Annotated in this window: 20 protein-coding genes and 3 pseudogenes; 9 read left to right on the forward strand and 14 right to left on the reverse strand. The window is 35.5% G+C overall.

The genetic code is table 11. The features are described 5' to 3' along the window. Positions 1 to 20 precede the first annotated feature (20 nt). A pseudogene (locus AL022_RS00400) lies at positions 21 to 500 on the forward strand (IS256 family transposase); the annotation flags it as partial. A gap of 24 nt (positions 501 to 524) precedes the next feature. Here the strand turns inward: AL022_RS00400 and ruvC are convergent. Both ruvC and AL022_RS04480 read right to left on the reverse strand, forming a co-directional pair. Beyond that, positions 525 to 1,079, reverse strand: a complete 555-nt coding sequence (ruvC, locus tag AL022_RS00405) for a crossover junction endodeoxyribonuclease RuvC (RefSeq protein WP_014934243.1) — start codon at positions 1,077 to 1,079, stop codon at positions 525 to 527. Positions 1,080 to 1,418: 339 nt separating this feature from the next. Then, complete coding sequence (locus AL022_RS04480; RefSeq protein WP_014934244.1) at positions 1,419 to 1,844, reverse strand: hypothetical protein; 426 nt, start codon at positions 1,842 to 1,844, stop codon at positions 1,419 to 1,421. A 127-nt stretch (positions 1,845 to 1,971) separates the two neighbouring features. Between AL022_RS04480 and AL022_RS00415 the strand changes: the two genes are divergently transcribed. After that, a complete protein-coding gene (locus tag AL022_RS00415; RefSeq protein WP_014934245.1) occupies positions 1,972 to 3,189 on the forward strand; it encodes an IS3 family transposase in 1,218 nt (405 codons plus the stop codon). A 236-nt stretch (positions 3,190 to 3,425) separates the two neighbouring features. Beyond that, a pseudogene (locus tag AL022_RS04370) lies at positions 3,426 to 3,605 on the forward strand (DDE-type integrase/transposase/recombinase); the annotation flags it as partial. A 79-nt stretch (positions 3,606 to 3,684) separates the two neighbouring features. On the opposite strand, the gene AL022_RS00425 reads toward AL022_RS04370, so the two are convergent. From AL022_RS00425 to tyrS, 7 genes and pseudogenes are all read right to left on the reverse strand, one after another. After that, the gene (locus AL022_RS00425; protein WP_041546035.1) at positions 3,685 to 4,215 is read right to left on the reverse strand and encodes a hypothetical protein; all 531 of its coding nucleotides are present in this window, start codon (positions 4,213 to 4,215) and stop codon (positions 3,685 to 3,687) included. 1 nt (position 4,216) lies between these two features. After that, positions 4,217 to 5,137 carry a S1 family peptidase gene (locus tag AL022_RS00430; protein ID WP_014934248.1) on the reverse strand — a complete coding sequence of 307 codons (921 nt, stop codon included), beginning with the start codon at positions 5,135 to 5,137 and terminating at the stop codon, positions 4,217 to 4,219. 218 nt (positions 5,138 to 5,355) lie between these two features. Beyond that, positions 5,356 to 5,729 (reverse strand): annotated as a pseudogene (locus AL022_RS00435) (DDE-type integrase/transposase/recombinase); the annotation flags it as partial. A 324-nt stretch (positions 5,730 to 6,053) separates the two neighbouring features. Next, complete coding sequence (locus AL022_RS00440; RefSeq protein WP_014934251.1) at positions 6,054 to 8,189, reverse strand: ankyrin repeat domain-containing protein; 2,136 nt, start codon at positions 8,187 to 8,189, stop codon at positions 6,054 to 6,056. A 251-nt stretch (positions 8,190 to 8,440) separates the two neighbouring features. After that, complete coding sequence (locus AL022_RS00445; protein WP_158309899.1) at positions 8,441 to 9,622, reverse strand: phosphoglycerate kinase; 1,182 nt, start codon at positions 9,620 to 9,622, stop codon at positions 8,441 to 8,443. A 140-nt stretch (positions 9,623 to 9,762) separates the two neighbouring features. Further along, positions 9,763 to 11,301 (reverse strand): YifB family Mg chelatase-like AAA ATPase, encoded by a 1,539-nt coding sequence (locus tag AL022_RS00450; protein ID WP_014934254.1) that lies wholly within the window; start codon positions 11,299 to 11,301, stop codon positions 9,763 to 9,765. Positions 11,302 to 11,312: 11 nt separating this feature from the next. Beyond that, positions 11,313 to 12,605: a tyrosine--tRNA ligase gene (gene tyrS / locus AL022_RS00455; RefSeq protein ID WP_014934255.1), complete on the reverse strand. Its 1,293-nt coding sequence runs from the start codon at positions 12,603 to 12,605 to the stop codon at positions 11,313 to 11,315. Positions 12,606 to 12,903: 298 nt separating this feature from the next. Here tyrS and AL022_RS00460 point away from each other — a divergent pair, with 298 nt between their 5' ends. Continuing rightward, the gene (locus AL022_RS00460; protein ID WP_014934256.1) at positions 12,904 to 13,860 is read left to right on the forward strand and encodes a hypothetical protein; all 957 of its coding nucleotides are present in this window, start codon (positions 12,904 to 12,906) and stop codon (positions 13,858 to 13,860) included. A gap of 71 nt (positions 13,861 to 13,931) precedes the next feature. Here AL022_RS00460 and ruvA read toward each other — a convergent pair whose 3' ends face one another. Then, positions 13,932 to 14,531: a Holliday junction branch migration protein RuvA gene (ruvA, locus tag AL022_RS00465; protein ID WP_014934257.1), complete on the reverse strand. Its 600-nt coding sequence runs from the start codon at positions 14,529 to 14,531 to the stop codon at positions 13,932 to 13,934. An 84-nt stretch (positions 14,532 to 14,615) separates the two neighbouring features. Then, positions 14,616 to 16,448, reverse strand: coding sequence for a membrane protein insertase YidC (gene yidC / locus AL022_RS00470; RefSeq protein WP_014934258.1), 1,833 nt, complete (start codon positions 16,446 to 16,448; stop codon positions 14,616 to 14,618). A 536-nt stretch (positions 16,449 to 16,984) separates the two neighbouring features. On the opposite strand from yidC, the gene ppa reads away from it, so the two are divergent. The 5 genes from ppa (at position 16,985) to rfbC (ending at position 22,902) form a co-directional block, all read left to right on the forward strand. Beyond that, positions 16,985 to 17,512, forward strand: coding sequence for an inorganic diphosphatase (gene ppa / locus AL022_RS00475; RefSeq protein ID WP_014934259.1), 528 nt, complete (start codon positions 16,985 to 16,987; stop codon positions 17,510 to 17,512). A 32-nt stretch (positions 17,513 to 17,544) separates the two neighbouring features. Then, positions 17,545 to 20,052 (forward strand): DNA gyrase/topoisomerase IV subunit A, encoded by a 2,508-nt coding sequence (locus tag AL022_RS00480; RefSeq protein WP_014934260.1) that lies wholly within the window; start codon positions 17,545 to 17,547, stop codon positions 20,050 to 20,052. A gap of 190 nt (positions 20,053 to 20,242) precedes the next feature. Further along, entirely contained in the window at positions 20,243 to 20,995 is a 753-nt protein-coding gene (locus AL022_RS00485) for a hypothetical protein (RefSeq protein ID WP_014934261.1), read from the forward strand. 362 nt (positions 20,996 to 21,357) lie between these two features. Then, a complete protein-coding gene (locus AL022_RS00490) occupies positions 21,358 to 22,239 on the forward strand; it encodes a hypothetical protein (RefSeq protein ID WP_014934262.1) in 882 nt (293 codons plus the stop codon). Between the two features lie 114 nt (positions 22,240 to 22,353). Continuing rightward, a complete protein-coding gene (rfbC, locus tag AL022_RS00495; protein ID WP_014934263.1) occupies positions 22,354 to 22,902 on the forward strand; it encodes a dTDP-4-dehydrorhamnose 3,5-epimerase in 549 nt (182 codons plus the stop codon). A gap of 21 nt (positions 22,903 to 22,923) precedes the next feature. On the opposite strand, the gene AL022_RS00500 is transcribed toward rfbC, so the two are convergent. The 3 genes from AL022_RS00500 to trxB form a co-directional block, all read right to left on the reverse strand. After that, positions 22,924 to 23,865, reverse strand: coding sequence for a hypothetical protein (locus tag AL022_RS00500; RefSeq protein ID WP_148269023.1), 942 nt, complete (start codon positions 23,863 to 23,865; stop codon positions 22,924 to 22,926). A gap of 549 nt (positions 23,866 to 24,414) precedes the next feature. After that, a complete protein-coding gene (locus tag AL022_RS00505; protein WP_014934265.1) occupies positions 24,415 to 25,266 on the reverse strand; it encodes a DMT family transporter in 852 nt (283 codons plus the stop codon). Further along, positions 25,266 to 26,216, reverse strand: coding sequence for a thioredoxin-disulfide reductase (gene trxB, locus AL022_RS00510; RefSeq protein ID WP_014934266.1), 951 nt, complete (start codon positions 26,214 to 26,216; stop codon positions 25,266 to 25,268). The genes AL022_RS00505 and trxB overlap by 1 nt, the downstream gene beginning before the upstream one ends. Positions 26,217 to 26,232: the final 16 nt, after the last annotated feature.

The raw sequence follows: 26,232 nt of genomic DNA on the forward strand, positions 1-26,232 counted from the left end.
AGTATATCTCAACTACTACAATTAATACAGTATTTCCAAAAACCAAAATCCAGTTATGCATTGTTCATCTTATTCGTAATTCCTTACGTTATGTATCCTATAAGGATATGAAGTCCGTCGCATCGGATCTTAAACTTATTTATCGGGCTATTTCTATTGATCAAGAGGAAGAAGAGCTTCTTATTTTTAGTGAAAAATGGGATAAAAAGTATCCAGCCATTAGTCGTTCATGGCATAAAAATTGGAGTAATATTATAACTATTTTCGACTATCCTGATGAAATACGAAAAATTATTTATACCACTAATGCGATAGAATCACTTAATAGTGTGATTAGAAAATCGATCAATAATCGTAAATTTTTTCCTAATGACCAATCTGCATTAAAAGTGGTATATTTAGCTATACAAAAAGCATCACAAAAGTGGACTATGGCTCTACATGATTGGAGAGCCGCTATCAATCGATTCGCTATAGAATTTGAAGGAAGAGTTTCTTAAAAAATGGCACTTACACAAAATCGTTTACAGGCTCAGCTTACGATTCGGATGTGCGGTTATAAACTGAGACCAGCTTTTGGGCTTAGTAGTAGAAGATAGACGTTGTTGGCTATGGCATAAAGCTACTGCCAGTGCATCTGAAGCATCTAAAGAAGTAGACGGAATAGATAGATTAAGAAGATAGCCCACCATAGCAGCCACTTGTTCCTTAGACGCATTGCCGTTTCCTGTAACCGCCTGTTTCACCTTACGTGGCGCATATTCTGTAATAGGCATTTCACAAGCTAAGGCTGCTGCAATTGCTACCCCTTGTGCCCTTCCTAACTTAAGCATAGATTGTACATTTGATCCATAAAAAATCGATTCAATCGCTACTGTATCTGGCGTATGTTTTTGCAACAATGCTACCATATGTAAATAGATATGACGCATCCGTAACATATGTCCTTTGTACTTTTGTAATTCTAAAATACCATAGTCTATTAGTTTTATAGCGCTACCTATTGCTGATTCTTGAATAATACCAAAGCCCATAATCACACTTCCAGGATCTAGTCCTATAATAATTCTTCCACCCATAGGTTATTTATTTCAAGTATATATAGAAAAACTTAGCTTGATAACTGCAGGCGCTCTACGATATTTTTCTAAAATTTTTATGGCAGAGCGCAAAACAACGTTTTATCTATACAAATAACAGGATTACTTCTGATGTAGCAGTCAATACTTGATTGTATAGACAGTAAAAATCATATCCTATACTTGTCGTTTAAGTTTAGTGTGTAGGATACACTTTTAATGTACGCAATTTACATTATTTATTTCTAAACCAGAACACAACCTGTTAAGGGATTCAGGGAGTAAGTCCTGTATCTACTCGATAACCCTGAAATCTACTCGATAACCCAATTTAGTCTACTATAGATCAGAAGAGTCAGAGGAATCAGAGGAATCAGATAAAGTACTATCATTATCAGCACAAGAATCATACTTATTTATGTTATTACCTGCTTCAGTAGCATTTATAAGAGCATTACAAGCATAAATAGAGGAATCCATAATAGTATGATCGTCAGGATTAAGAAAAGAAGCATAACTAATAGCAGAAGCAACAGCAAGAGCCAAAGAAATAACATTAGAAATAGCAGCCTTAGCAGCATCAGAAGCAGAACGAACGTTACAAAGAAGACTAGAATTCGCAGAAATATCTAAACTAGAACAAGGAGGATTATCTAGCAAAGACTTAAAATTAAAGATAGAAGTATGAGCACTAGTAAAATGTAGATTAAGCTTTTCAAGAACAGTAATAGCAACATTAATGGAATCTTCACTAGTATTAGACATTATATTAGAAAGATTCAAATCATGTGGATTGATATAAGACTATAGTGGACCGAAAAAATCGGACAGAAAATTAGATACTTTGTTTCGTATTGTACTAGTTTTATTGTTTCACAAACGAGTTTATAAAATGGGAAGAAAAAAGGTTAGAAAGTTTAGTTCAGTAGAGAAGACTAAAATAGTCTTAGATTTATTAAAAGAAGAATTGACGTTAGTAGAGTTATCGTCCAAGTATGGAGTAACTAGCAAAACACTTCAAAATTGGAAACATCAGTTTATGGAGCATGCTTATTTAGCTTTTGATCCATCCAAAGTTGTTAGTGCATACAAAGATGAAATAGCTCATTTAAAGGATGAAAATGATTCCTTAGCCAAGACATTAAGTAAAACTACAGTTGAGCGGGACTGGGCAGTGGGAAAGCTAAAGAGCTTGGACTTATTAAGTAAAAAAGGTCTTGTCGAATCCAAGCTTACTCATTTACTTAAGGCAAGACAATGTAAATTATTATCGATTAATCGTTCTTTTTTATATTATAAATCTAGTATAGAAGATAGTTTTAATAAGGAGCTTATCAATAAAATAGCTGATATTTATATCGATCATCCAGAATACGGATACCGTTATATATATAACCAGTTATTAGAAGATGGTTTGTCTATAGGAAAAAATCGTGTGCTACATTATATGCGTAGAATGGGCTTATGTGCTGTTTATCCGCGTAAAAAAGTTTTTACTTCTTTTAAGTCTTCTAAATATAAAGCACATGGTTATTTACTAGATAAGTATTGGTTTTCCTCTGGTCAGACCAGGCGTCTTTATGTACCTAAATCAAATCAGGTTTGGAGCGGGGATATAACTTATATTAAAACTAATAATGGATTTATCTATTTTGCAGCTATAATAGACTGGCATAGTAAGGCTATATTGAGCTATAAAGTATCTAACAGTATGGATACAACACTTGTAACAGATATTTTAGAAGAAGCTCTTAGCAAATATCCTGCTCCAGAGTACTTTAATAGCGATCATGGAAGTCAATATACCAGTCATGGTCACATACAATTGTTAAAAAAGTATGGTATTAAAATATCAATGAATGGGCAAGGTAGAAGTATTGATAATGTAGTTATAGAGCGTTTTTTTAGAACAATAAAATATAACTGCTTGTTTATAAATGACTTTAAAAATATTAAAGAGATTAAACAGGGCATTAACGATTACATGCATAAATATAATTACAACAGATTTCATTCTAGTATTAAATATCAAAAACCTATGAACGTCTATCTTACACATGTAAAAAATCAATACGCTAAAGCAGAAATAACACGGAAACAAAATTTATAAAACTTTGTCCGATTTTTTCGGTCCACTATATTATAATATAAAACTTTATTGGGTTACATTAATTGTTTTCATAGTTTTTTATTATCACTTAAAATAAGAAGTTATAATTTTTTTTTAAAACTAATAAATCGTATAAAATACTAAAAATCAGAAAAAAAACAATTTTATAAAAATATTCTTTGCTTCAGAATATTAGCCTAGCGTGTATTTGCGCATGATTTTGCCTAGTACCCTAACAAGACCATAGGTTTATCAAAAAACGGCTCAAACCTATGTTAGGATTTAAGAGTTTTCATGCTGCTAACATTACCATTACAGGAATAGAAAATATTAGAATCATTCAAAAAGGACAATTAATCGGATCTAAAAAACAGGTATCTACTTTTGAGAACTTTGCTAAACTTATGGCCGCATAATATCCAAAATTCAAGACAAGGGAGACAACTATACAAAATTAAATACAGATGCGACAGAACCGACAAACGCGACAGAACCTTAAATTAACTTTTCTTCCCACTGTAATTTTACAGCATTCCATATCCATATTTTAGGTAGTTCTAGGGTTGTGTCGTATGCTACATTGGCTTTGTATCGATCTTGTGCAACAGATAAATAGCTTTTTTCTAATATGGGCTCATTTGCATGGTTGATATAGTCAACTGTAAAATATTTTTGTTTTATCCAGGTAGGGATTCCCGTTATTAGTTCGTCTAATCGATAAATAGGTTCTCCATTTACAGCTACCAACTTCAAAGTATAAACTTTAATTTTTTCAAAGGAACTATGAAATATTTCTTTAAAAATGGTATTAGGTTGTGCGAAACAAAAAGTCAATGTTTTAGGGAGAACACCACCAAGACGACTAGAAAAATCATCTGTTTCAAAGAAAACAGTTCCCCCAAACTGGACCATTCTGTTTACGCGATGATCCTCTAAATTATAAAGGGGGATGGTTATATCCTGGAAGCAACCTTTTCTACATATGGTCAATAGAATATGGTCTCTAGTAGATTTATTTTGCTCCATATCAAAGTCTACTAAACTTGGACCTACCCTGTTTACCATCAATTGCCCAAATAATGTCACCAATTTTAAGTTTCCCTTCTGCAGGAGAGCCCTTTAGTATACAGCTTACTACTAGTATATTGTTTTTTGCCTTTTGAAATTTCTTGACGTATTCTTTTTGCCATTTTGATAGGAAACAGTCATATTTAACTGCATTATCCAATGAATAACTTTCAAGAAGAGAGCCTATATGTTTTCTAATAGGCGTCTTGTGCTCCCGCAAAAATGATAAAACATAGCGCAAGTAAGTTGGATGCAATCCCAACTTATGAGTATCTGAGGCATAACAGCTTAACGCAATCCCCTCTCCCTTTTCGTTAAATACTAGAGATCCAACTCCGCCATCATTGGTATACATGCTGATGGAAATAAGATGCTCTGGCATTCTTAACATTGTTATAAAGTTTGTATCTGATACCCTACCCCTTGAGATAGTCCTTTGTGTCTTTTTTTCTTTAGGAATTGCAACTGTAAAAACAGCTTCTCCTTCTCTAGGTTCTTGATCACTTATTTTCGCAGCAATGATTTCATTTGGAATAATTGCTGGATCTAGTTTTAGAATAGCAAAGTTTAACCAGGGATCAGAATAGCAAAGTTTTGCTTCAGCTTTTATACCATTAAAAAAACTAATGGTATATTCTGGTATTGCGGGTTCACCGATCATACCACTAGTTAAGACATAACCTTCCTGTTTATCAACTACTACACCATTTACTCCTCCCTCTAAAGGAATAGAATAGGCGGTTAAGACCGGCTTATAATCAATATAAACTACCGATTGCTTAGCCTGCTTTACAACAGCGGAATCTCTATTCGCTAATGCAATGAGTGGCTGGACACCTAAAACCAATAGGCTACATAAAAATATTCTCCATTTTTTCATTATAGTCTTAATTTAACGTTTCTATTTACGTGAACTTTGGATTAGAATTATTTTTTAATTTGATAATGAATTATAAAATATAGTTATGTTTATACCTTATATAATATAACACTGTAAAAGAATGATTTATATAAATAACTTTGATTACCAACTATTTAGGCTCTGTCGCATCTGTAGTAATTTTGTATAGTTGTATCCCTTGTCTTGAAATTTGGATATTATGCGGACATAAATTTAGCAAAGTTCTCAAAAGTAGATACCTGTTTTTTAGCTCCTATTAATTGTCCTTTTTGAATTATTCTGATATTTTCTATCCCTGTAATGGTAATGTTGGCCGAATGGAAATCTTAAACCCTAGCATGGGTTTTATCCGTTTTTTGATAAACCTATGGTCTTGTTCGACTCTATTATTTAAGTATTTATTTTGAAATATTTGAATTTTGTGATCTTCATCTAGTTCTGTATTTAATGCATCAAGTGCAGACTTGTTACTACCGATTTTGTCAACTACTACTTTGGATGGAGTGTTATTATATCTGATAGCCTTACGAAAAAAAGAAAGAGCTGAAGACTTGTCTCGCATTTGTCGCATCTGTTAAGATTTAGGCTAAAAAATAAATTTTTTGGCCTAAATTATATTTTGAATATTATAATTTTTTATACTGATAGTCAATTAAATAATTTTTTATTAAAAATTTACATCAAAAATAGATTTTTAAGATCTCTTGACGTATTTTACAAACGCGACAGAACCGAACAAAATGCTTTAAAATAAGGCAGTAATCTACGGGTAATAGTAAACATTTTAGGCAATTTTTGACTAAAATTAATAAAATAATTTACTCCTTAAAACAGACGAGACAGAACCCAGTTTATTGAACACTTCCGGTTTTTTCAGTCCACTATAGTATAATTTTTATGGATGGTTAAAGTAACCTTTCAATAATTCATAGCATTTTATATGTCCATTCTGTAATGCCAAATAAGCAGGTGTGCGATCAAATTTATTTTTCTTTGATAAAGCCCCTGCGCTTATTAGTTCTTGCACTACTTTAGTATGGCCATTTTGAGCAGCAAGGTGTAATGGTGTATTTTTATACCGATCCAATACATTAATGTCTGCCTTTGCTCCTATGATAGCCCTTACACAAACTGCACAACCATTTTGAGCAGCAATATGTAAAAGCGTTTTCCCTCCTTTTACTTTAATATTTACCCTTGCACCATGACGTATAAGCAATAAAACACAATCTATATGTTCATTTTTAACTGCAGCATATAAAGGGGTTTCATTAAACCGATTCGCTACATCTAGTTTAGCCTTGTTTTTAACAACTTTATTCAAAAGTGGTTGCTCCTGAAAATTTTTTTTGATCTTTTTAGTAATAACGTCCTGATTCTGATCGGCTTCAATCAATGCCTCTAGACAATCCAAATGACCATTAGCAGCTGCTAAATACAATGGACTTTCTTTAGCCTGATTGTAGACCCGAACCTTTCCACCTGCTTGTAGCAATTCTTTTAAACAAGCCAGATGTCCTCTTCTTGCAACTACATGCATAGGTGTAGCGCCTGATTTTTTTGGAGTATTTACTTTAGATTTTGCTTTGATAAGTGCTTGCAAAGTAATCAAGTCTCCTTCACTGGCAGCAATATGTAGCGGTATAATTCCCCACTCATTGGGAATGTTTACGGGTGCACCCGATTTTATGAGTTCTAAACTAGCATCTATATTTTGAAATGCCACAGATACATGCAAGGGTGTATTTTTAAATCTATCGACAGCAGAGCGCTTAGCACCCGCTTCTAAGAGTATTTTTAAACATTTTATATTGCTACTTTTAGTGGCCATATGTAATGGTGTAAAGCCTATATGGGTAGTAGCATGGGGATTTGCACCAGCTTTTAAGAACGTAGTCAAACATGCATCATGTCCATAGAAAGCACTTAGATGTAGAGGCGTTTTATTATGGAAATCTCCTACATTTATAGCTGCCCCTGCTTCAATAAGCTGATCGACACAAGTAATATGACCCAATCGAGCCGCCCAATGTAAAGGCGTTCGCTGCTTTTCACCTATTAACTGTACATATCTTTCATTAACAGCTATCAATGCTTGTAAACAATCACTTTTACCATAATAAGCTGCCAAATGTAAAGGCGTATTTCGTTCTTTATTACGAGCAGATGCATTGCCTCCTTCCTTTAATAATAGATTCAAACAATCTAAATGACCATTTAAAGCGGCAGCATGTAAGGGTGTATTGAGACCTTCTACTGCGTGGATATTTACTACTTTATAACACAATAGTTCTTTTAATACGGCAAGGTTGCCATGTTGCGCCGCGCAATAAAGGGGGGTAAGACCATCTCGGCTAATAGCATTTAAGTTGGCATGATTATGCACTAATAACCGAATCGCTTCTACACTACCACTTTGTGCAGCAGCATGTAAAGGCGTAAACTTACCTTGCTTAGTAAATACTTCTACCTTTGCACCTGCACGTATTAGGGCTTGAATAGATAAAGATGAACCTGATAAAGCAGCACAATGTAAAGGCGTAAGCTGGTCTTTATCAAATCCATTTACATATGCACCTTTTTGAATTAAGTAGTGTATACATTGGGATTTTCCCCCTTCTGCAGCAAGATGAAGTGGGGTTCTACCTCGGTAATCGGCAGACCGAATAGTGGCACCAACTGCAACCAACTCACGAATAATGGCCAAATGACCATTCTGAGCAGCAAAATAGAGTGGTGTCCTTCCTAGAGAATCTACTACATTGATGTTAGCACCGACATTAATAAGCTCTTGTACACAAAGCAAATGACCTTTGGCTGCAGCAATATGCAATGGAGTAATTTTATTTTTGTCCAACACTTGTATATTTTTACCATCAGCAATTAAAGAACGAAGACGGACTACATCTCCTTTAGCAGCTGCTAGATGCACCGCTATAGGCGCAACATGGCTTTGTATAGGTGGTGATTTAACAATATTTATTGTGTGATCAAGTGGTGGTATAACCACTTGCTGGTTGTGGGCATACATGGGATATGTGGAGTGAATATATAACCCAATAGAAATTAGCAATAGGAAGACTCTTTTATTAACCATATGATTTTTTCGTAAATAGCCAATTTATAGCTACAGTGTAAACTTTTAAGGAGGAAAAATTTGATAGAAAACTCAAGTAAAAAAATATCTATCATTTTATATCTTAACGCAACATAAAGCTTTTGTTTAGCCTTCAATAAAACAAACATTAGCCCTATCCATTTACCTATTACCTCATAGTTACGCTATGCATTAAGTGCCTCTAAACTAGGTAATTTTCTATCTGCTGCAATATAAGCTAGCAAAGCTCCTCCTCCTGTAGAAATATAAGAAACATGATTTTCATATCCTATTTGTTTAATAGCAGCAGCTGTGTCTCCACCACCTACTATGCTATAGGCACCCTGTTGCGTAGCTTTTGCAATCGCCTGAGCAATAGCTACTGTACCAGCCGCACATTTATCCCATTCAAATATCCCTATAGGACCAGCCCATAATATGGTCTTAGCTTGTAGGATCAATCCAGCAAAATGTGCTTGTGTAGATGGCCCAATATCTAATACATAGGTGCCATAGGGTATATCAGTAAGCGATAAGGTAGATACCATAGCTTTTACATCTATTTCAGGAGCAGTTATGGCATCGGTTGGCAACCACAGTTGACAGTGGCTATTCTGCATCAATAGATCAAACAACCTACTGGCAATCACCTCTGCTTGTCCATCGATACGGGAAAGATGTAGCGCCTGTTTTGCACGGAAAAAAGGGAGTGTAAGGCCTCCAGCAATCAATATATGGTCTACATAAGGTATTAAGCCTTCAATAGGCTGTGCTTTATCTACCAATTTATTCCCCCCCATAATGGCCATAACAGGAGATGATTCTTTTGAAAAAAGTTTATCAATAGTGGCTATTTCCTTTTGCAATAAATAGCCCGCATATCGTTCTTTAAAATAAGTAGGTAGTAAACTAGTAGAAACATGATTTCTATGGATGGTTCCAAAAGCGTCATTAATATAGACATCTGCCAATCCAGCCAATTCTTGGGCAAAATGTTTATCATTTAATATTTCTTCTGAATGAAAACGTACATTCTCAAGTAATAAAACGCTTCCTGGTTCTAGTGCTTCTATCCGGGTTTTTACCGCTTCGCCTACACAATAAGGTACAAAAGCAATGGGTACTTGCAATAAACTAGATAGTGTAGGTAAAAGCTTACTTAATGAATAACGTACATCATATCCATTTTTAGGTCTACCAAAATGGGTAAGTAAAATAGCTATTCCACCATCCTTTATTACTTTTTGAATGGTTGGTAAACTACTCCGAATACGTCGTTCATCCGTAATGATACCCTGATCCCTTATAGGTACATTAAAATCAACCCGTATAAGTACTTTTTTATTTTTAAAAGAAATGCATTGCATACCAACCATAAAAATATATAATGACCTGCGTAAAGATAATAGCACACAGCTAAATAAGAGTATGTTAAATACATATTACATACTATTCTGCGCCAATATATCATAGTCAAACCCACCGTTCCATTTGAATAGTCTACTTCCTACCTACCCCACCCTGCTCGATCTAAGCTACGATACTGAATGGCCTCTGCCAAATGTACCTCTGATATATTTGCACTACCGGCTAAATCGGCAATCGTTCTGGCTACTTTTAAAATCCTTTCGTATGCCCTTGCTGAAAGGCCCAGCTTTTCCATAGCCGCTTGTAACAGCTTTTGCCCAGCTACTGAAATAGGACAAAATAGCTTAGTCAGCTTAGCAGACATCCGTGCATTGGTATAGAGTTGTATATGATCTTGAAAACGCTTTTGTTGTATTTGTCTCGCCTGCACAACACGTTCGCGAATCAGATGACTTGCTTCATTTTTTTTTGAAGCAGTCAATGTTTCAAATAGTATAGGTACAACCTCTACATGAAGATCTATCCTATCCAACAGTGGTCCACTAACCTTATTGAGGTAACGTTGCACATGAACCGCACTACACATGCATGCTTTTTCAGGATGATTATAATAACCACAGGGACAAGGATTCATACTAGCAATAAGCATAAAGTTAGCTGGAAATTCAATGGAAAACTTAGCTCTTGAAATGACTACTTTACCATCTTCTAAAGGTTGACGCATAACTTCCAGTACGCTTCGCTTAAACTCTGGCAATTCATCTAAAAAGAGGACCCCATGATGGGCCAAAGAAATCTCGCCAGGTTGTGGGAAAGTACCTCCTCCTACCAATGATACATCACTAATTGTATGGTGTGGTGCCCGAAAGGGCCTTGTAGAGAGTAGTCCACTACTACTATCCATACGGCCTACTATCGAATAGACTTTAGTCGTCTCTAGTGTCTCAGCCAAGGTAAAAGGGGGTAAAATAGAGGGCAATCGTTTGGCCAACATGGTTTTACCTGCACCAGGAGGTCCGATCATAATAACATTATGTCCGCCAGCTGCTGCAATTTCAAAGGCCCTTTTAATGTTTTCCTGTCCTTGTACATCGGCAAAATCTACTGCATATGCATCTGATTGGGCTGCAAAGAGTTTACGTGTATCTACCTCTATAGGATGAATGGCACGTTCTCCAGACAAAAAGGCGATCGCTTCTGTAATATGGTTGACAGCAATGACCTCTATTTTACGTACAACAGCCGCTTCTGACCCATTCTTTTCTGGAACAATCATACCTTTAAATGCATGTTTATGAGCCTCAATGGCAATAGGCAATACCCCCTTGACGGGTCTAAGCGCTCCGTCTAAAGCCAATTCGCCCATAATAATATAAGCAGACAAACGAGATAAATTATATTGTTCTGAAGCATGTAAAATAGATAAAGCAATGGGTAGGTCATAAGAAGCGCCCTCCTTGCGTATATCCGCGGGAGCAAGGTTTACAATGACACGTTGCCGAGGCATCGTACATTTAATCTGCTTTAATACCGACTCTATCCGGTGTTGACTTTCCTTAATAGCACTATCTGGAAGCCCTACCATAAATAGGCTTGTACCATTCACAATGCTTACCTCTATGGATACAATAAAAGCGTTTACACCATATACTGCACTGCTGAAAGATCTAGTGATCATCTTAAAAAAAATTACTCAACAACAATAATAAGGTAGTAATTTTTTTTACCTTTTTGCACCAATAGATAACGATTATGCAACAAGATAAAATCGGGTTTTTGGTAAGGATCGGTTATCAATACTTTATTTACCTTTATTCCACCTGATTCGATCACGCGTCTTGCTTCTGATTTAGAGTCCATAATAAAATTTTCTGTAGCCACGGACAATAAAGAGACTATAGAGTCTATTGCACTTAATGCAATGCGTGTAATATGCACCTTAGGTATGGTTGTACAGACACGCAATATATCTTCTTCGCTTAAGGCATAGAGTGCATCTATTGAAGCGGTATGGTTAAAAAGAATATTACTACAAATTATGGCTTGCCTACAATCTGATTCTGAATGGACCATAGTGGTGACAATTTTAGCCAATGTTTGCTGTAAGAGCCTTGCTTCGGGTTTGGATTGATGTGTTAAAATAAGTGCTTCTACTTCTTCTTTTTTACCAAAAGAAAAAATTTTAATTAATTTTTCTACTTCATGATCTCCACTATTCAACAAAAATTGATATAGCTCATAAGGAGATGTTTGGGCTGGATCTAACCATATATTGGTGCCAGCATCTGTTTTGCCAAACTTAGTTCCATCCGAACGGGTAAGCAAAGGAGCCGTTATTGCAAAGGCATGACATTGAGATTTTTTACGAATAAGCTCAACGCCTGTAGTTAAATTACCCCATTGATCAGATCCACCCATTTGTAAGGTTACATTTTTATGTAGATGGAGATGGTAGAAATCATACCCTTGTAACAATTGATAAGCAAATTCGGTATAAGAAATACCGGTCTCTATGCGTTTTTTTACACTATCTTTAGCCATCATATAGCCAACAGGTATATGTTTTCCTATGTCACGTAGAAATCCTAGGAAAGAAAAGTCTTTAAACCAATCAAAATTATTTAACAAAATAGCTTTGTTGGGACCACTAGAAAAATCTAAAAATTTTTCTAATTGTTTGGCAATAGATGCCTCGTTGTGGCGCAATACTTCTTCTGTTAAAAACACGCGCTCTTGGCTACGCCCAGAAGGATCGCCAATCATACCGGTAGCACCGCCTACTAATGCAATAGGCTTATGTCCCGCTTCTTGAAAGTGCTTTAACAACATAATAGGAACCAAATTACCCAAATGTAAAGAAGGCGCAGAAGGATCGAACCCAACGTATCCTGTAGCCATACCTTCGTTGAGATGTGCTGCTGTACCTGGAACCATATCATGAATCATACCACGCCAGTATAAGCTGACAATAAAATCTTTCATAGCATCAAAAAATAAAAGAGCAAAATAGGTAATATTATAAAGAATGACAATAAAATAGCAGTGCCATCAGATCGTACACTACACCGTACAAAGCATGAGTCAAATAGAATCATAGAGACACATTTATAGAAGATGTTTATTTTTAAATGATAGATCAGATAAACAAAGGAAAATATATATAAATAATATATATAAATTGGGTTGTATCGTGAAATTTTATTTTTAGGTTGATAATTTTGCATAAGCTAACAAAAATTAACTTATTGGTATATGGTTAAATACATAAAATCCATTTCCTATGATCTGTAATAATCTTATAACAATTTTTGTCCGTTTTTCGATAGTTTCTATTTTATGGACCTGCTTATATGCTGGATCTTGTAAAAACAAAACGGCTGCTAACCACACTGACTGTATAGTCAATAAGCATGAACAAAAAGCCCACAGGACTTCTAATGGCTTAACAACAAATCCAAAACAGGATGGAGCTACCTCGGAAAGCAAGGTGGATACACCACCAGGGTTTACCCTAAAAGATATTACCATAAAAGCTGGAACGGAGCAATCTATACTACTAGGCGTAACTGGAGACACAGAAGGCTATACCATTAAATCTGTTTCAGTAAGACAAAATAGATCCTATTATACAGATAAATTTGGCGTCAAATCACTTAAAGACCAGTCTATACCGCCTACTGGTTTATCGATTACCTTAACTACTGACCCAAACTTAAAAACGGGGGCTTATAGATTCAGAATAAAAATAGGGGAAATAGGAAAAGGAAGCAGAACAACAGAACAATGGGTAGAATGTACGATTCATGTTATTGAAGATAACGTAAAGAATGAACCACAAAATGGATCATGTAGTGGCGGACCAGCGGTACAACTATCGAATAATGAAACACTACTAAAAAATACTTCTAAAAACCATTCAACGCAAACGGATACCCCATCTACTCAACTCAGTTTTACTCAAAAAAATATAGTTATACAAACTGGAAACAAAGAACCTATAGTGTTACAAGTAAATGGTAATACAGAAGGACATATTATTGATTCTATTTCAATCAAAAAAAATATAAATAAAAATAAGCAGTATATACAGAAACCTATAGCAAGCTCTGGTTCGATTAATATAGGGACGCTATCTTTCTTAAATCCTGATGTGCATGTATTAAAGATGACCATAAGCGGAGGGGCAAAAAACAGTGACAAACAATCGATCAAATGCACTGTTGATGTTAAACCTTGACTGTATGAGCCTGAAAATTTTATTTTACAGTTTTATGGTAATAACCGCTAGGGTCTCATATGCTTGTTTTTTTATTTAAAGGCATGTGGCTGCAACGCTTTTTTAATAAGTTCTTCGAGGCTAAGTGGGGTCAGTGTCTCTGCCCGTACCGTTGCAATGGCCTTTTCTGCAACTTTTTGGGTAAGCCCTAATTTAGTTAAAGCCATTATGGCATCTTGATCTACTTTGCTTTCGATTGGTTGTGGTACCAAGGTATCTTGGATATCATGCAACTTTTGGGCTTTATCCGAGAGTTCTAGTATCAATCGTTGCGCAGCTTTTGCGCCAACGCCTTTAATGGAGATAAGCAAACGTTCATCTTTACGTAAAATAGCTTTATGTAAAGCAGCTGGATTGAGCGAAGATAAGATGGTCAGGGCAATCCTAGGACCAATGCTACCAACAGAGATAAGCTGTAACCACCATGATTTTTCTTCTAATGTATAAAAACCATATAAGGTAGCCGCTTCATTTTTTACTTGCATAACCGTCAACAAGCTACAATTATCTAAAGTCTTTATTTGATCAAAAGTATATAAAGAAATATGCAAGCCATACCCTACTCCCCCTACATTTAAAATGACATAAGTGGGCTCCTTATATAATAATTGTCCTATAAGTTGTGCAATCATAGATGTAAGACTAGAAGATTACTTCGACCTAGCACTTAATTATGTCTTAGTAGTACAAAAAAATCATAGATCGATGCAATACCATTACGACCTATTTTTTTTCTTATTATTGGCTTCAATAGCCGAAGCAATCCTAGACTGAAAAGAAAGTTTAGCACCTTGCTTTGCATTTTGTTGTCTACCCATCAATTTTTCTTTGATACCATCTGTATCCACCCAGTGATTTATAAGTTTTTGCTGTAACAAGTTCATCACATTAAAGATGCAATAGTAAAAACTTAATCCAGCAGGACATGTATTTAGGATAACCATAAAAACAAAAGGCATTGTATAGGATAGTACCTTCATAGGTCCCTCTTTTGGACCACTTTGGTTGCTAAAAATGCTTGATAGCGCCATTAATAATGTAAACAAACTCACATGATTGCCATAGAATGGTATGGTAAAAGGAAGCGTCATAATGCTATCATAAGTTGATAAATCATTTGCCCACCAAAAAGAGGCTTGCCGCAGCGAAATGGCATGAGGGAAAAAATTAAACATAGCCACCAGAATAGGCATTTGAAGCAGAGCAGGTATACAACCACTTAAAGGATTAATACCTAATTCCCTACAAAAAGCAGCTTGCTGAATCCGTTCTTGTTGTAGATCATGTTTATATTTTTCTTTTATCTTATCTAATTCCGGCTTTAGAAGTTTCATTTTAGCCATAGAGATAAAAGAACTATAAGCAAGAGGGGCCAATAACAACTTAATGATAAAAACCAATAAGAAAATAATTAATCCATAATTGGAAAAATATTTTTCCAGGAAAGAAAAGAGTGGAATAATCAGCCCTTTATTGACCCATTTGACAATAGCCCACCCCAAAGGTATATTTTGCTCAAATCCTTTTGTAACCTTTTTCAGAATTTTATAATCATTGGGTCCAAAGAAGAACACGAATTGGCCACGCGCTTTATCTTTGTCTGACAAGGACAGAGATAAAGCAACAGACTTCGTAACATTTGAAGAGACCGATGGTTGCATACAAAGGTCTCCTAGCTTAAAAGCATCACCAGCCACAATGGCAGATGAGAAAAAACGTTGCTTCACACTCACCCATTTGATGGGTACTCCTATATGCTTTTTTTCAACTTCTGTTGACGATTCTTTGAGCTTATCAAAAGTCTGATCCTGTAAATAATACTGCACGGTACTTCTAGCAGTATCTGCTTTTGCATCCGTTTCTAAACTTTTCATAACTATATCCCAACAAAAATTAGCCTGCGTATTTGCATTAAGTTCCATGCCCACAGCATGCCAATCATAGTTGATTTGATAGCTGGCACCAGAAAAAGTAAACGATTGTTCCAAATATTGAGAGGAATTTAATACCAATCGAAAAACTATTGTAGCTTGTTCAGCTTCTTTAAGCTTATAAACAGGGCTGGACTGGGTTTGAAAATATAAATCTTTAGTATCTACACGTAGATTTTGATAGGGAAAAGAAATGCCCATATGACTGCTCTGTTCATCCAATAAGACCAACTTTTTGCCACTTGTATCCTTATACTGCTTTAGTACAACCCTTTTTATAGTACCACCTTTTGTGCTCAATACTACTTTAAGCAACTCATTTTCAACTGTGATATCTTTTTCTTCTCCCTGAAGTGCCACCGCAAAAGGAGTAGAAGCCAGCTGACTAACTCCATTTGTTCTATTCAACGGAAGCATTGTCTGATCTGTAGCAGCAGCAGCAGGAGATGCAACGGGGCGCATTTCCGATTTAGGGTTAAAGAAATAAAAATAAATCAGTAAACCTGTTGACATCAACAACAATCGAACAATTTTATTTCTATCTAGCACCATATACAACAAATAAAGCAAAGAAAAATCTATATGCATCATCAGCCATAAATATACAGCTGACCTCATGATACTTTTTAAAAAAGTAGAAAGACAAATATAGTTATTATTAACCAAAATATTGCTACAGTGGGTATAGATAATACCTGTATTGTTACAGTAAACATAGATAATAAGCGTTCTTTACCCCTATCATGATCAAATCAGACCACTTCCATCCCTTATCATATAGAGGAAACAAAAAATACAAAGGAAGGAAAAAATAACGCCACATTAGGTATGTTTTTTGAAAAAATACAATATAATTAGGACATTATGATGGAGGTATATTATAATTTTGGCCATACCTTATAGATTAAATCTAGTTTTATTTTTGATATTAGTTAGTTAAACATACTACTATCTATTGATTGTTAGCGTTTTTATATAAAAGTTAATTTTTATAAAATTAAATATTGACTTGATTTAATATTTTTTATAGTGATCATGAAGCGCCTTTTAGAGAAAGAATTGGCAAAATTTACCAGTGCATGCTTTCCTACTTGGCAAAAGCACAACTAATATGACGTTACCAATTATTTATTTTAATTTTAATTTGAAAGAGCATGAATATAGAAAAGATCTCATTAGGAGAAGATTTCCCAAATGATTTGCATGTCATCATTGAAATTCCAATGCATCATGATCCTGTAAAGTATGAAATGGATAAGTCTTCGGGTGCTTTATTTGTAGATAGATTTATGGCAACGCCAATGTATTATCCTTGTAACTATGGCTTTGTACCCCATACCGCTTCCGGAGATGGGGATCCCATTGATGTGCTCGTAGCAGCCAACTATCCGATTATATCCGGAGCAGTCATTAAAGCCAGACCTATTGGTGTATTATTGATGGAAGATGAATCTGGTTTAGATGAAAAAATTATTGCATTACCCATCAAAAAAATAGCTCCTGAATTTGCGCATGTTGACCACATTGGACAGTTAAACACCCTCTTAAAAGGGCGTATGATACACTTTTTTAGCCATTATAAGGACTTAGATACGGGAAAATGGGTGAAGGTCAAGGGATTCGAAGGAAGGGAAAAAGCGATAGAACTTCTAATAGAAGCTGCGCAAAGGATTAAAGCCTAATCCATTGGGTAATATCTTTCTTTTTGAAAATTATGAACCAAATAGGTGATGTGCCAAATGGCTCGAATGGTACAGCGTACAAAGCGATAGTATCTTCCAAAGGGTCTATGGAGCAAATGTATGAGGAATGGTTTTTAGACTATGCTTCTTATGTGATTCTGGAACGTGCGGTGCCCGCCATAGAAGATGGCCTTAAGCCTGTACAGCGTAGGATTCTACACGCCATGCAACTTATTGATGATGGCCGTTACAATAAAGTAGCCAATATTGTAGGACAAACCATGCAATACCATCCCCATGGTGATGCTTCCATTACAGAAGCCATTGTAGCAATAGGTCAAAAAGAATTATTGATAGATACACAAGGGAATTGGGGCGACCCTCGGACAGGAGATAGTGCTGCAGCTGCCCGCTATATAGAAGCCCGTCTTGCGCCATTCGGAAAGGACATTTTGTATAGTCCAGAGATTACAATCTGGCAACTCGCTTACGATGGTAGAAAAAAAGAGCCCCGTACTTTACCTGTTAAATTTCCTTTATTGCTTGCGCAAGGTGTAGAGGGCATTGCGGTAGGATTGGCTACTAAAATTTTACCCCATAATTTTATAGAGCTGATAGAGGCTTCTATAGATCTGCTGCAAGGTAAACCCATTTGCTTATTTCCAGATTTTCCAACAGGTGGGTTGGTAGATTGTACAGATTACAATGGGGGTAAAAAAGGAGGGAAAGTTCGCATACGTGCCACTGTTGTAGTCCGAGATCAGAAAACATTGGCCATCAGCCAAATCGCTTACGGTACTACTACGACTAGTGTAATTGATTCCATTCTAAAAGCATATGAAAAAGGTAAAATAAAAATTAAAAATGTGGTTGACAATACCGCAGACCATATTGAAATTCTAATTCATCTATTACCTGGTCAACAGGCAGCAACGGTTATAGATGCACTCTATCTTTTTACAGATTGTGAGGTAAGTTATGCGCCTAATGCTTGTGTCATTCAAGACGAAAAACCTGTTTTTGTAACCGTGTCTGATCTTTTGGCCTATACTGTAGCCCGTACAACGCATTTGTTGGAACAAGAATTACTTTTAGAAGCGCAATCATTAAGCGAAAAATTGTTTTTTGCCAGTTTAGAAAAAATCTTTATAGAAAACCGTATCTATAGAAAGATAGAGGGATGTGCAACCTGGGAGGCCATACTTACCACTATAGCAGGCCAGCTTAAACCTTATGAATTGAATCGGCCGATTGTAGAAAAAGATTTGGTCCGTTTAACAGAGATTAAAATCAAACGCATCTCACAATATGATAGTCTTCGTGCACAGGAAAGCTTAACCCAACTTCAAACCCAGTTAGCTACCACCATGGCCCACTTACAAAACTTAAAGGATTACACCATAACCTGGTATAGCCACTTACTTCAAAAATATGGAAAAGGCCGAGCGCGCAAAACCATTTTAACCAGCTTTGACTCTATTGCACCCCATGAGGTAGTAGTAAAGGATTACAAACTGTATGTAAATCGCAAAGAAGGTTTTATAGGTTATGGGCTTAAAGGAGAAGAATTTGTAGAAGCTTGTTCTGATATAGATGATGTGATTGTAATATGTAAAAATGGTCAATATGTGATCACTAAGGTAACAGATAAGCTATTTATAGGCAAAAATATTATACATGTATCCATTTATGAAAAAAAAGATACAAAACGTTGTTACAATTTAATTTATATAGATGGTGCAACGGGTATTGCTTTTGCCAAACGATTTCAAGTATTGGCCATCACACGTGACAAAACCTACAATGTAACTTTAGGCACAGCCGGTTCTAGAGTAGTCTATGTAAGTGATGATCCCAATGGAGCAGCAGAAACCGTTACCATTATCCTTTCTCCTATAAGTAGAACCACTAAAAAGAAATTTGAATTTAATTTTTCCGATTTAGCGATAAAGGGACGTACCGCAAAAGGGAATATCTTGACCAAACATACGATTTATAAGGTACAACGCAAAGGACAAATTCGCTCTACACTAGCCAAAGTAGCACTTTGGTACGATGGCGCTACAGGTCAGATAGCGCCTAATGGCAGCGGAAAATTACTGGGTATGTTGGGACCAACGGATAAAATACTTTTGGTTTTTAAATCAGGTGACTATATGGTTACTACTTATCCAATTTCCTTTCAACTAGCTCCTGATCAGGTGCTCCTTATAGAGCCTTTAAGGGATGGCCATTTGCTATCAGTGGTCTATTATAATACGATACAGAAAAATTATTTTGTGAAACGGTTTGTAATAGATAAGCGGGTTTTAGATAAAAAATATAATATATTTGTTTCAGAATTAGATATTTGTATTTTAAAACAGGTTACTTCTGCGGCAGCCCCTAAATTGCAATTGCATTATTGTGTAGACGCTACTGGTCATGAAAAGCGCTCGATCATGTACGATTTGGAAAAAGTTGCCGTTAAAAGCCCAAAATCAAAAGGAATATTGCTCTCTAAATATACGATTACACAAGTAGATGTATGGCATGAATAGTTTTTAATTTTCACTCAAATGCAGTAAATTTATATTGCTCCAATTTAGATGTAGATACCGGTATAATCGTTTAGTAGTTTCGGCATAAACTAATTTTATCTAAAATATTTTTAGAAACTATTTAAAGGATGTGATTTGCCTATTTTTAAGATATACATTGGAGTAGTTTTAAACTTTAAATAGCAATACAATGAAAAAGACGATACAAAAGATTACAAAACTGGTTGGATTATCCATAATATATTTGGCCACTCATGGCCCTGCTTTTGCTGCCCCCCTTCAAGCTAATGAAACACAGCAAGGTGGATTTTTCGATTTAAATGAAGAATTTCCACTACATTTTGGTGTAAAATTCTGGGGGAAAGCCGCCATAAAGCACATTAAAAAACGTTTTTGTTGGGGTTCTGAAAATGCAATTGGTCCTTTTATAGAGTGGAAGCCGTTGAATGGAATAGGCGTTCAAACAGGGGTGATGTACGCTCACAATCGTTTGGGCACAATAGGTATATGGGGGAAAAATTTAGTAAACGGTTGGTCTGGTAAGACTACGCCAATAAAAGACGCTCCCACCTGGAGGGTCATCGATTATGATGCCGTTAAATTCCATGCAATTAGTATTCCATTGTCTATTCGGTTTTATCCAGGAAGTGACCGACAATTTGTATTACATATAGGACCTCGTTTGATTATCCCTTTTAAGGCTAAGCAACTTTATTATGACAATTTTCGTATTTCTGATAGTGAATCAGATTTAAAAGGTAAATTGGACAAAATATTCGAAGCGCTTAAGTCAGATGAGCAAACAGCCAATGACCTTAAAATTGGCATCCATTACACTTGGGATTTCGGCTTTGCCTACAATACAAAGTCTGGATTTATAATAGGAATGAATGGACTAGGACTTATGTTGGGTTTTGATGGCACCAAGTTGTTATCTAACTAAGGAGATAGTATCATTTTTAGATAAATAAAAAATAGATATAGCCCATTGAGTCTTTTTAAAAAAAGACTCAATGGGCTATATGATCAAGACGATCTAACTCATAAAATCACTCAAGTAGTTGATAAATCGTCTTAAGAAATATTTATATGGTCCTTATGCTACCAAATAGAGTTGTCTAAGTTAAATAGTAGCACGTTGCTTTCACCTTATTTTTTTAGTGCAAATTTTCTAGGTCTTTTTACTAAATTACTTAGACAAATTTTTGACCTATAGTCTTGCTTTAATAATTAGATAGATTTAATCGAGCCATAATTCACTAGATATAAATAAGTTTCAGTAGGAATAGAAAGCATATATATCAAATGATTAAGGCAAAAAAAGTACAAGCCTTTGGGCGACTTGTTGCGTGGTGGATAGGATGGGTAAGCCACCATCTAACTTTTGCTACAACCCCTCATGCAAATCTAGGCCAGAAAAATGATTTTTTGGACAAAAACCAGTCATCCATTTTTCATATTGGTATAGTAACTTGGGCCAAGTGTACTAAAAAAGTCATTCAAGCACATTGGGCAGTTGGCAGCGAAATAGCGATTGGTCCTGTTGTAGAATGGAATCCCCTAAATGGAATAGGCCTTCAAACCGGATTGTTTTATAGCTACAATTCTTTTTATACAGTAGATTTTTTACTGGATCGTAAACAGGAATGCAATCCAGATATATTTGCTTTTGGGCACCGTTGTATCAAAGTATTATCGGCTGCCTTATCGCGTCCATATCAAGGCTATACACTGCACATTGCTTGCGGTAATATAGAATTTCACGCAATAAGTATACCTCTGTTTTTACGATTGTATCCAGAAAAAAGTCGCAGATGGATATGCTACGGAGGACCTCGTTTAATATGTATGCTTCCTATTATAAAAAAAGCAGAATATTGTCCTATTCATGTTGATACTTCTCAGATCAAGGATATATTGTATAACAGATTAGAACAATGTCCTGGTTTAGGTGAAGAAGATAATCTACTCTATTCTATAGAAGAGATAATTCAGGATGTGTTATCGCAGTTACATGCTTCTATTCTTACCATTCATCCCAATAACGCAGGCCCTCAACCAATTAGGAATCAGCAGGTTAATTGGAATTTAGTCTGGGATTTTGGCATTGAATTTAGAGGAAAATCTGGGTTGATACTAGGTATCAATGGCCTAGGCGTTGTGTTGGGTTACGAATTTTTAAAGTAATCGGTTCTAATTTTTTTATATAAACTTTTTCAATTTGTTTACCTATATAAAAAACAGTTTTGAAAATAAAAAAAAATATATATTTGTAGTCTACTCATACCCATTAGATAAGTTATGCCATTAGAAGCACCATACCTTTCAGGCCTGTTACTATTTAAGCCTGATGTATTTTACGATGAAAGGGGCTATTTTTTTGAATCTTACCATCAAGAAAAATACAAAGCAATAGGCTTAGAGGCTGCTTTTGTACAAGAGAATCAATCTTTATCTAAAAAAGGAACCGTTCGTGGCCTCCATTATCAATTGGCGCCTTATGGACAAGCCAAATTGGTACGGGTGGTAGAGGGTGTTATATGGGATGTAGTAGTAGACTTACGTAAAAAAATGGATACTTTTGGCAAATGGCAAGGTTTTTTACTTTCTTCAGAAAACAACCATCAGCTTTTTGTACCGGTAGGTTGTGCGCATGGCTTTATAGCTTTAAGCAATAAGGCTATAGTAGCTTATAAGTGCGATGGCTATTATTGCCCAAATGCAGAAAAAGGCATTCATTTTAATGATCCCACATTAAATATTCCTTGGGAAGATTATGGGAAACCGGAAATTATTTCAGCAAAAGATGCCGCTTTACCCCTATTCCAAGAAGCAACCTATACCTTTTAGCAAACTATTGGCCTACATAGACTATGTAATCTGGGTTAAATCTGGATATAAATTAGTACCATTAGTACATGAACCTTGAGATAGATTTGGCTCATTTGTATGATCGAATGCTTTCTTTTCTTGCTTTTTTTGCTTTTTTTGAATGACTTTTTTCAAATATTTTATTTCATATTCTCGTATTGCAATGCTTATAGAAATAATTTTAATTACGCTTTCTGTATCAAAAAGAAAGGTTTGATCTAAAGATATTGCATGCTTTGTTTGCTCTAAAATGGCTTTTTTATGTTCTGATTTTTTTAGCTTTTCTTCAAGAAAATCTAACTGTTTTCCATTTATTTTCAACAAAAATATTTTTTTTGGTTTTAGACACCTAAGTTCTGCTAAACAAAGTGTGAGATATTGATACTTACATGTTGGATGCTTTAATGCATCTTTTAAATCATTTGGATTGCATATAGGTTTTAAACCTATATTAGCATTAGATGAAGTACCAAAAGTTGGGACATTACCAAACTGATGACTCTCGTATGGAGGAGGCGGCGAATCAGGAGCAAAAGTAGTTGAGGAAAAGTTATATGAATCAGGCTGTTGACTATACTCAGAAGTAAAGCACTGATTATTAGATGAATAGATTTCTTCATCCCACCATTGACAAGGAGCGCTTGGATTTTGACTTCCTTCGTTTACTTCTTGTCGTAAAAGATTTATTTCTGCTTCTAGCACTTGTTCTGCTTCTACTAACTCTTGTATATTGTCCTCCTCTTCTTCCTCTTCTTCTTCCTTTTTTTCTTCTTGGCTAAGTGAACCTGAAAGACCTTTAACAGATGGCAGCGCATTAGATGTAGTTTCACCTGCTGTTACTTTTTCAGCCTGTAGGGCTGTGGGTTCTGTTACTATATTGATATTGGTTAGATTAGAGGGGTGGCGTTTACACCCAGTGGCTACAACTGTTATATAAAACATAACAGATAAATAGCATATGATAACTTTCTGTAATAAAATGTGCTGCATGATCATAACTTTGTAAAGTAATGGTAAAAAATATATACTTATTTTTATCTTTATTTTTAGTAGTATTGTATTAATGTTGAATAAACATATGCACCTTTATGCTGAATTAAGTTATTTGTTGTTTACAATAACAACGCCTTAAAAATAGAACTTTGCTATATAAGGCACATACATCAATAAAACCGTAGAAAATATTTGAAAAGCGTCGAGAACGCTTTTGGCATGCTGCTGTTTTTTTCAAAAATATATTTGTTTGTGTTATGTGATGTAATATGATGGCTATAATAAAATAACCAACGTAATTAATATAAAAAAAATATAAAAAATATGCTAAAGGAAAAATAAACGTAGTGCTGCTTGAATATACTATTGCTTTTAGGTATTTTTTATCATATAAAATAAATAATCAAATAACCCATACAAATGACTATATAAATTGATTATCAATACTAAATAATAATATGAATTTTAAACAAACTTTTTGGGACTAGGGACGTTTGATTAGCGATTTTGGTAGTATAAGATAAAGCAAGTAGAAGAAACAATAATGGCTGCTCCTAAGAAAGCACTTAAGGTGGGCCACTCTTGAAAAAAAAGATAGCCGAGTAAGATAGAAAGGACCCATTCTGTATACTTCATAGGTGCTAAGGAAGCTACTTTTGATTGCTGAAAAGCTTTTAATAAAAAATAAAGAATTAAATTACTACCAATGCCCAGTATACTTAAAAAACATAGTTCAAATAAGGTAGGTACTTTCCAATAGTAGCAAGCTACTGGTAACATACAACAAGAGGCGATCAAATTAGAGAAAAAAAGCATGGAAAGGATAGGCTCATATGCAATATATTTTTTATTTATAATGTCTAATGAGGCAAAAACAACAGTTGCGAGGATGCACGATAAAGCAGCACTATTATAGGTAGTAGGACGCAATATTAAGGCCATCCCTACACATGTGCATAAGGTAGCCATCCATATGGGCCAATCCACGACCTCTTTAAGAAAGATTCTTGCTAAGATAAGCACAAAAATAGGATTGGTAAATCCTATTACCGTTGCGCTACTGATGGTCATTTTGGTTAGGCTATAGGCATATAGCCCCATTCCAATCGATAAAAATAGACCACGAAAAATATGTAGGGGCAAGCGTTGTGTCTTGAAAGCGTCTTTCCCCTTATAGTACATAATAGGTAGTAATACCAAGCTACCCAATATAAACCGAAAGAAGCAAACTTGACAAGAAGATAGCTCTGTAATGAGCAATTTGGTTACCAAATCATTCAAACAACTTGCAAATATACTAAGCAACAACCAAAATAATGATTGTACGTAAGTGTTTTTCGAAAGGAACATTAATTGATTTCTTTTAAAAAATCTTCACTTGTTTCCTTTAGAAAACGTTCCGCATCTAGTGCAGCCATACAACCGGTTCCAGCAGCTGTGACAGCTTGTCTATAATAAGGGTCTTGAATATCTCCAGCCGCAAAAACGCCAGGAATATTGGTTTGCGTAGTGCCTGGTTTTGTTTGAATGTAACCTTGCTTATCTACCTCTATACAAGGTACAAAGGGCAAAGTATTGGGTTGATGGCCTATCGCAACAAATAAACCAGTAGCCTCTATAAGGATAATGGTCCTAGATAGGGTGTGCATAGTTTCTACTGCTTCTATAGATTCTTGGCCTATTATATCTTTAACTTCTGTATGAAATGAAACTTGAATATTGGATCTTTTAAAAATACGTTCTTGCATAATTTTACTAGCACGCATGTGGCCTTTACGCACTAATAAATGTACTTTTTGGCAAAGGTTCGCTAAATAAAGGGATTCTTCTGCAGCGGTATCTCCTCCACCAACTACTACAACCGTTTTACCTTTAAAAAAGAAACCGTCACAAATGGCACAGGCAGAGACACCTCTGCCATATAGCCGCTTTTCTGCAGGTAAACCCAACCATTTTGCAGATGCACCCGCAGCAATAATAACAGATTGAGCCAACACACTTGCACCGCTATCTAGTGTCAAACGGCGTGGATAGGTAGCAAAATCTACTTGGGTAATGGTACCCGTTTTAACTACAGTGCCAAATCGTTCTGCTTGGGCTTGAAAATCTTCCATCATAGCAGGACCGGCTATACCATTTCTATAGCCAGGATAATTCTCTACCTCTCCTGTGATCGTTAATTGACCACCTGGATTAGGGCCTTGATATAGAACCGGATGTAGGCCCGCCCGAGCAGCATAGATGGCAGCTGTATAACCCGCTGGACCGCCTCCAATAATAACCAGTTGTATAGGAGACATTTGTTGTGTATATGAT

Source organism: Cardinium endosymbiont cEper1 of Encarsia pergandiella (assembly GCF_000304455.1).
In the GTDB taxonomy this organism is placed as follows: Bacteria; Bacteroidota; Bacteroidia; order Cytophagales; family Amoebophilaceae; genus Cardinium.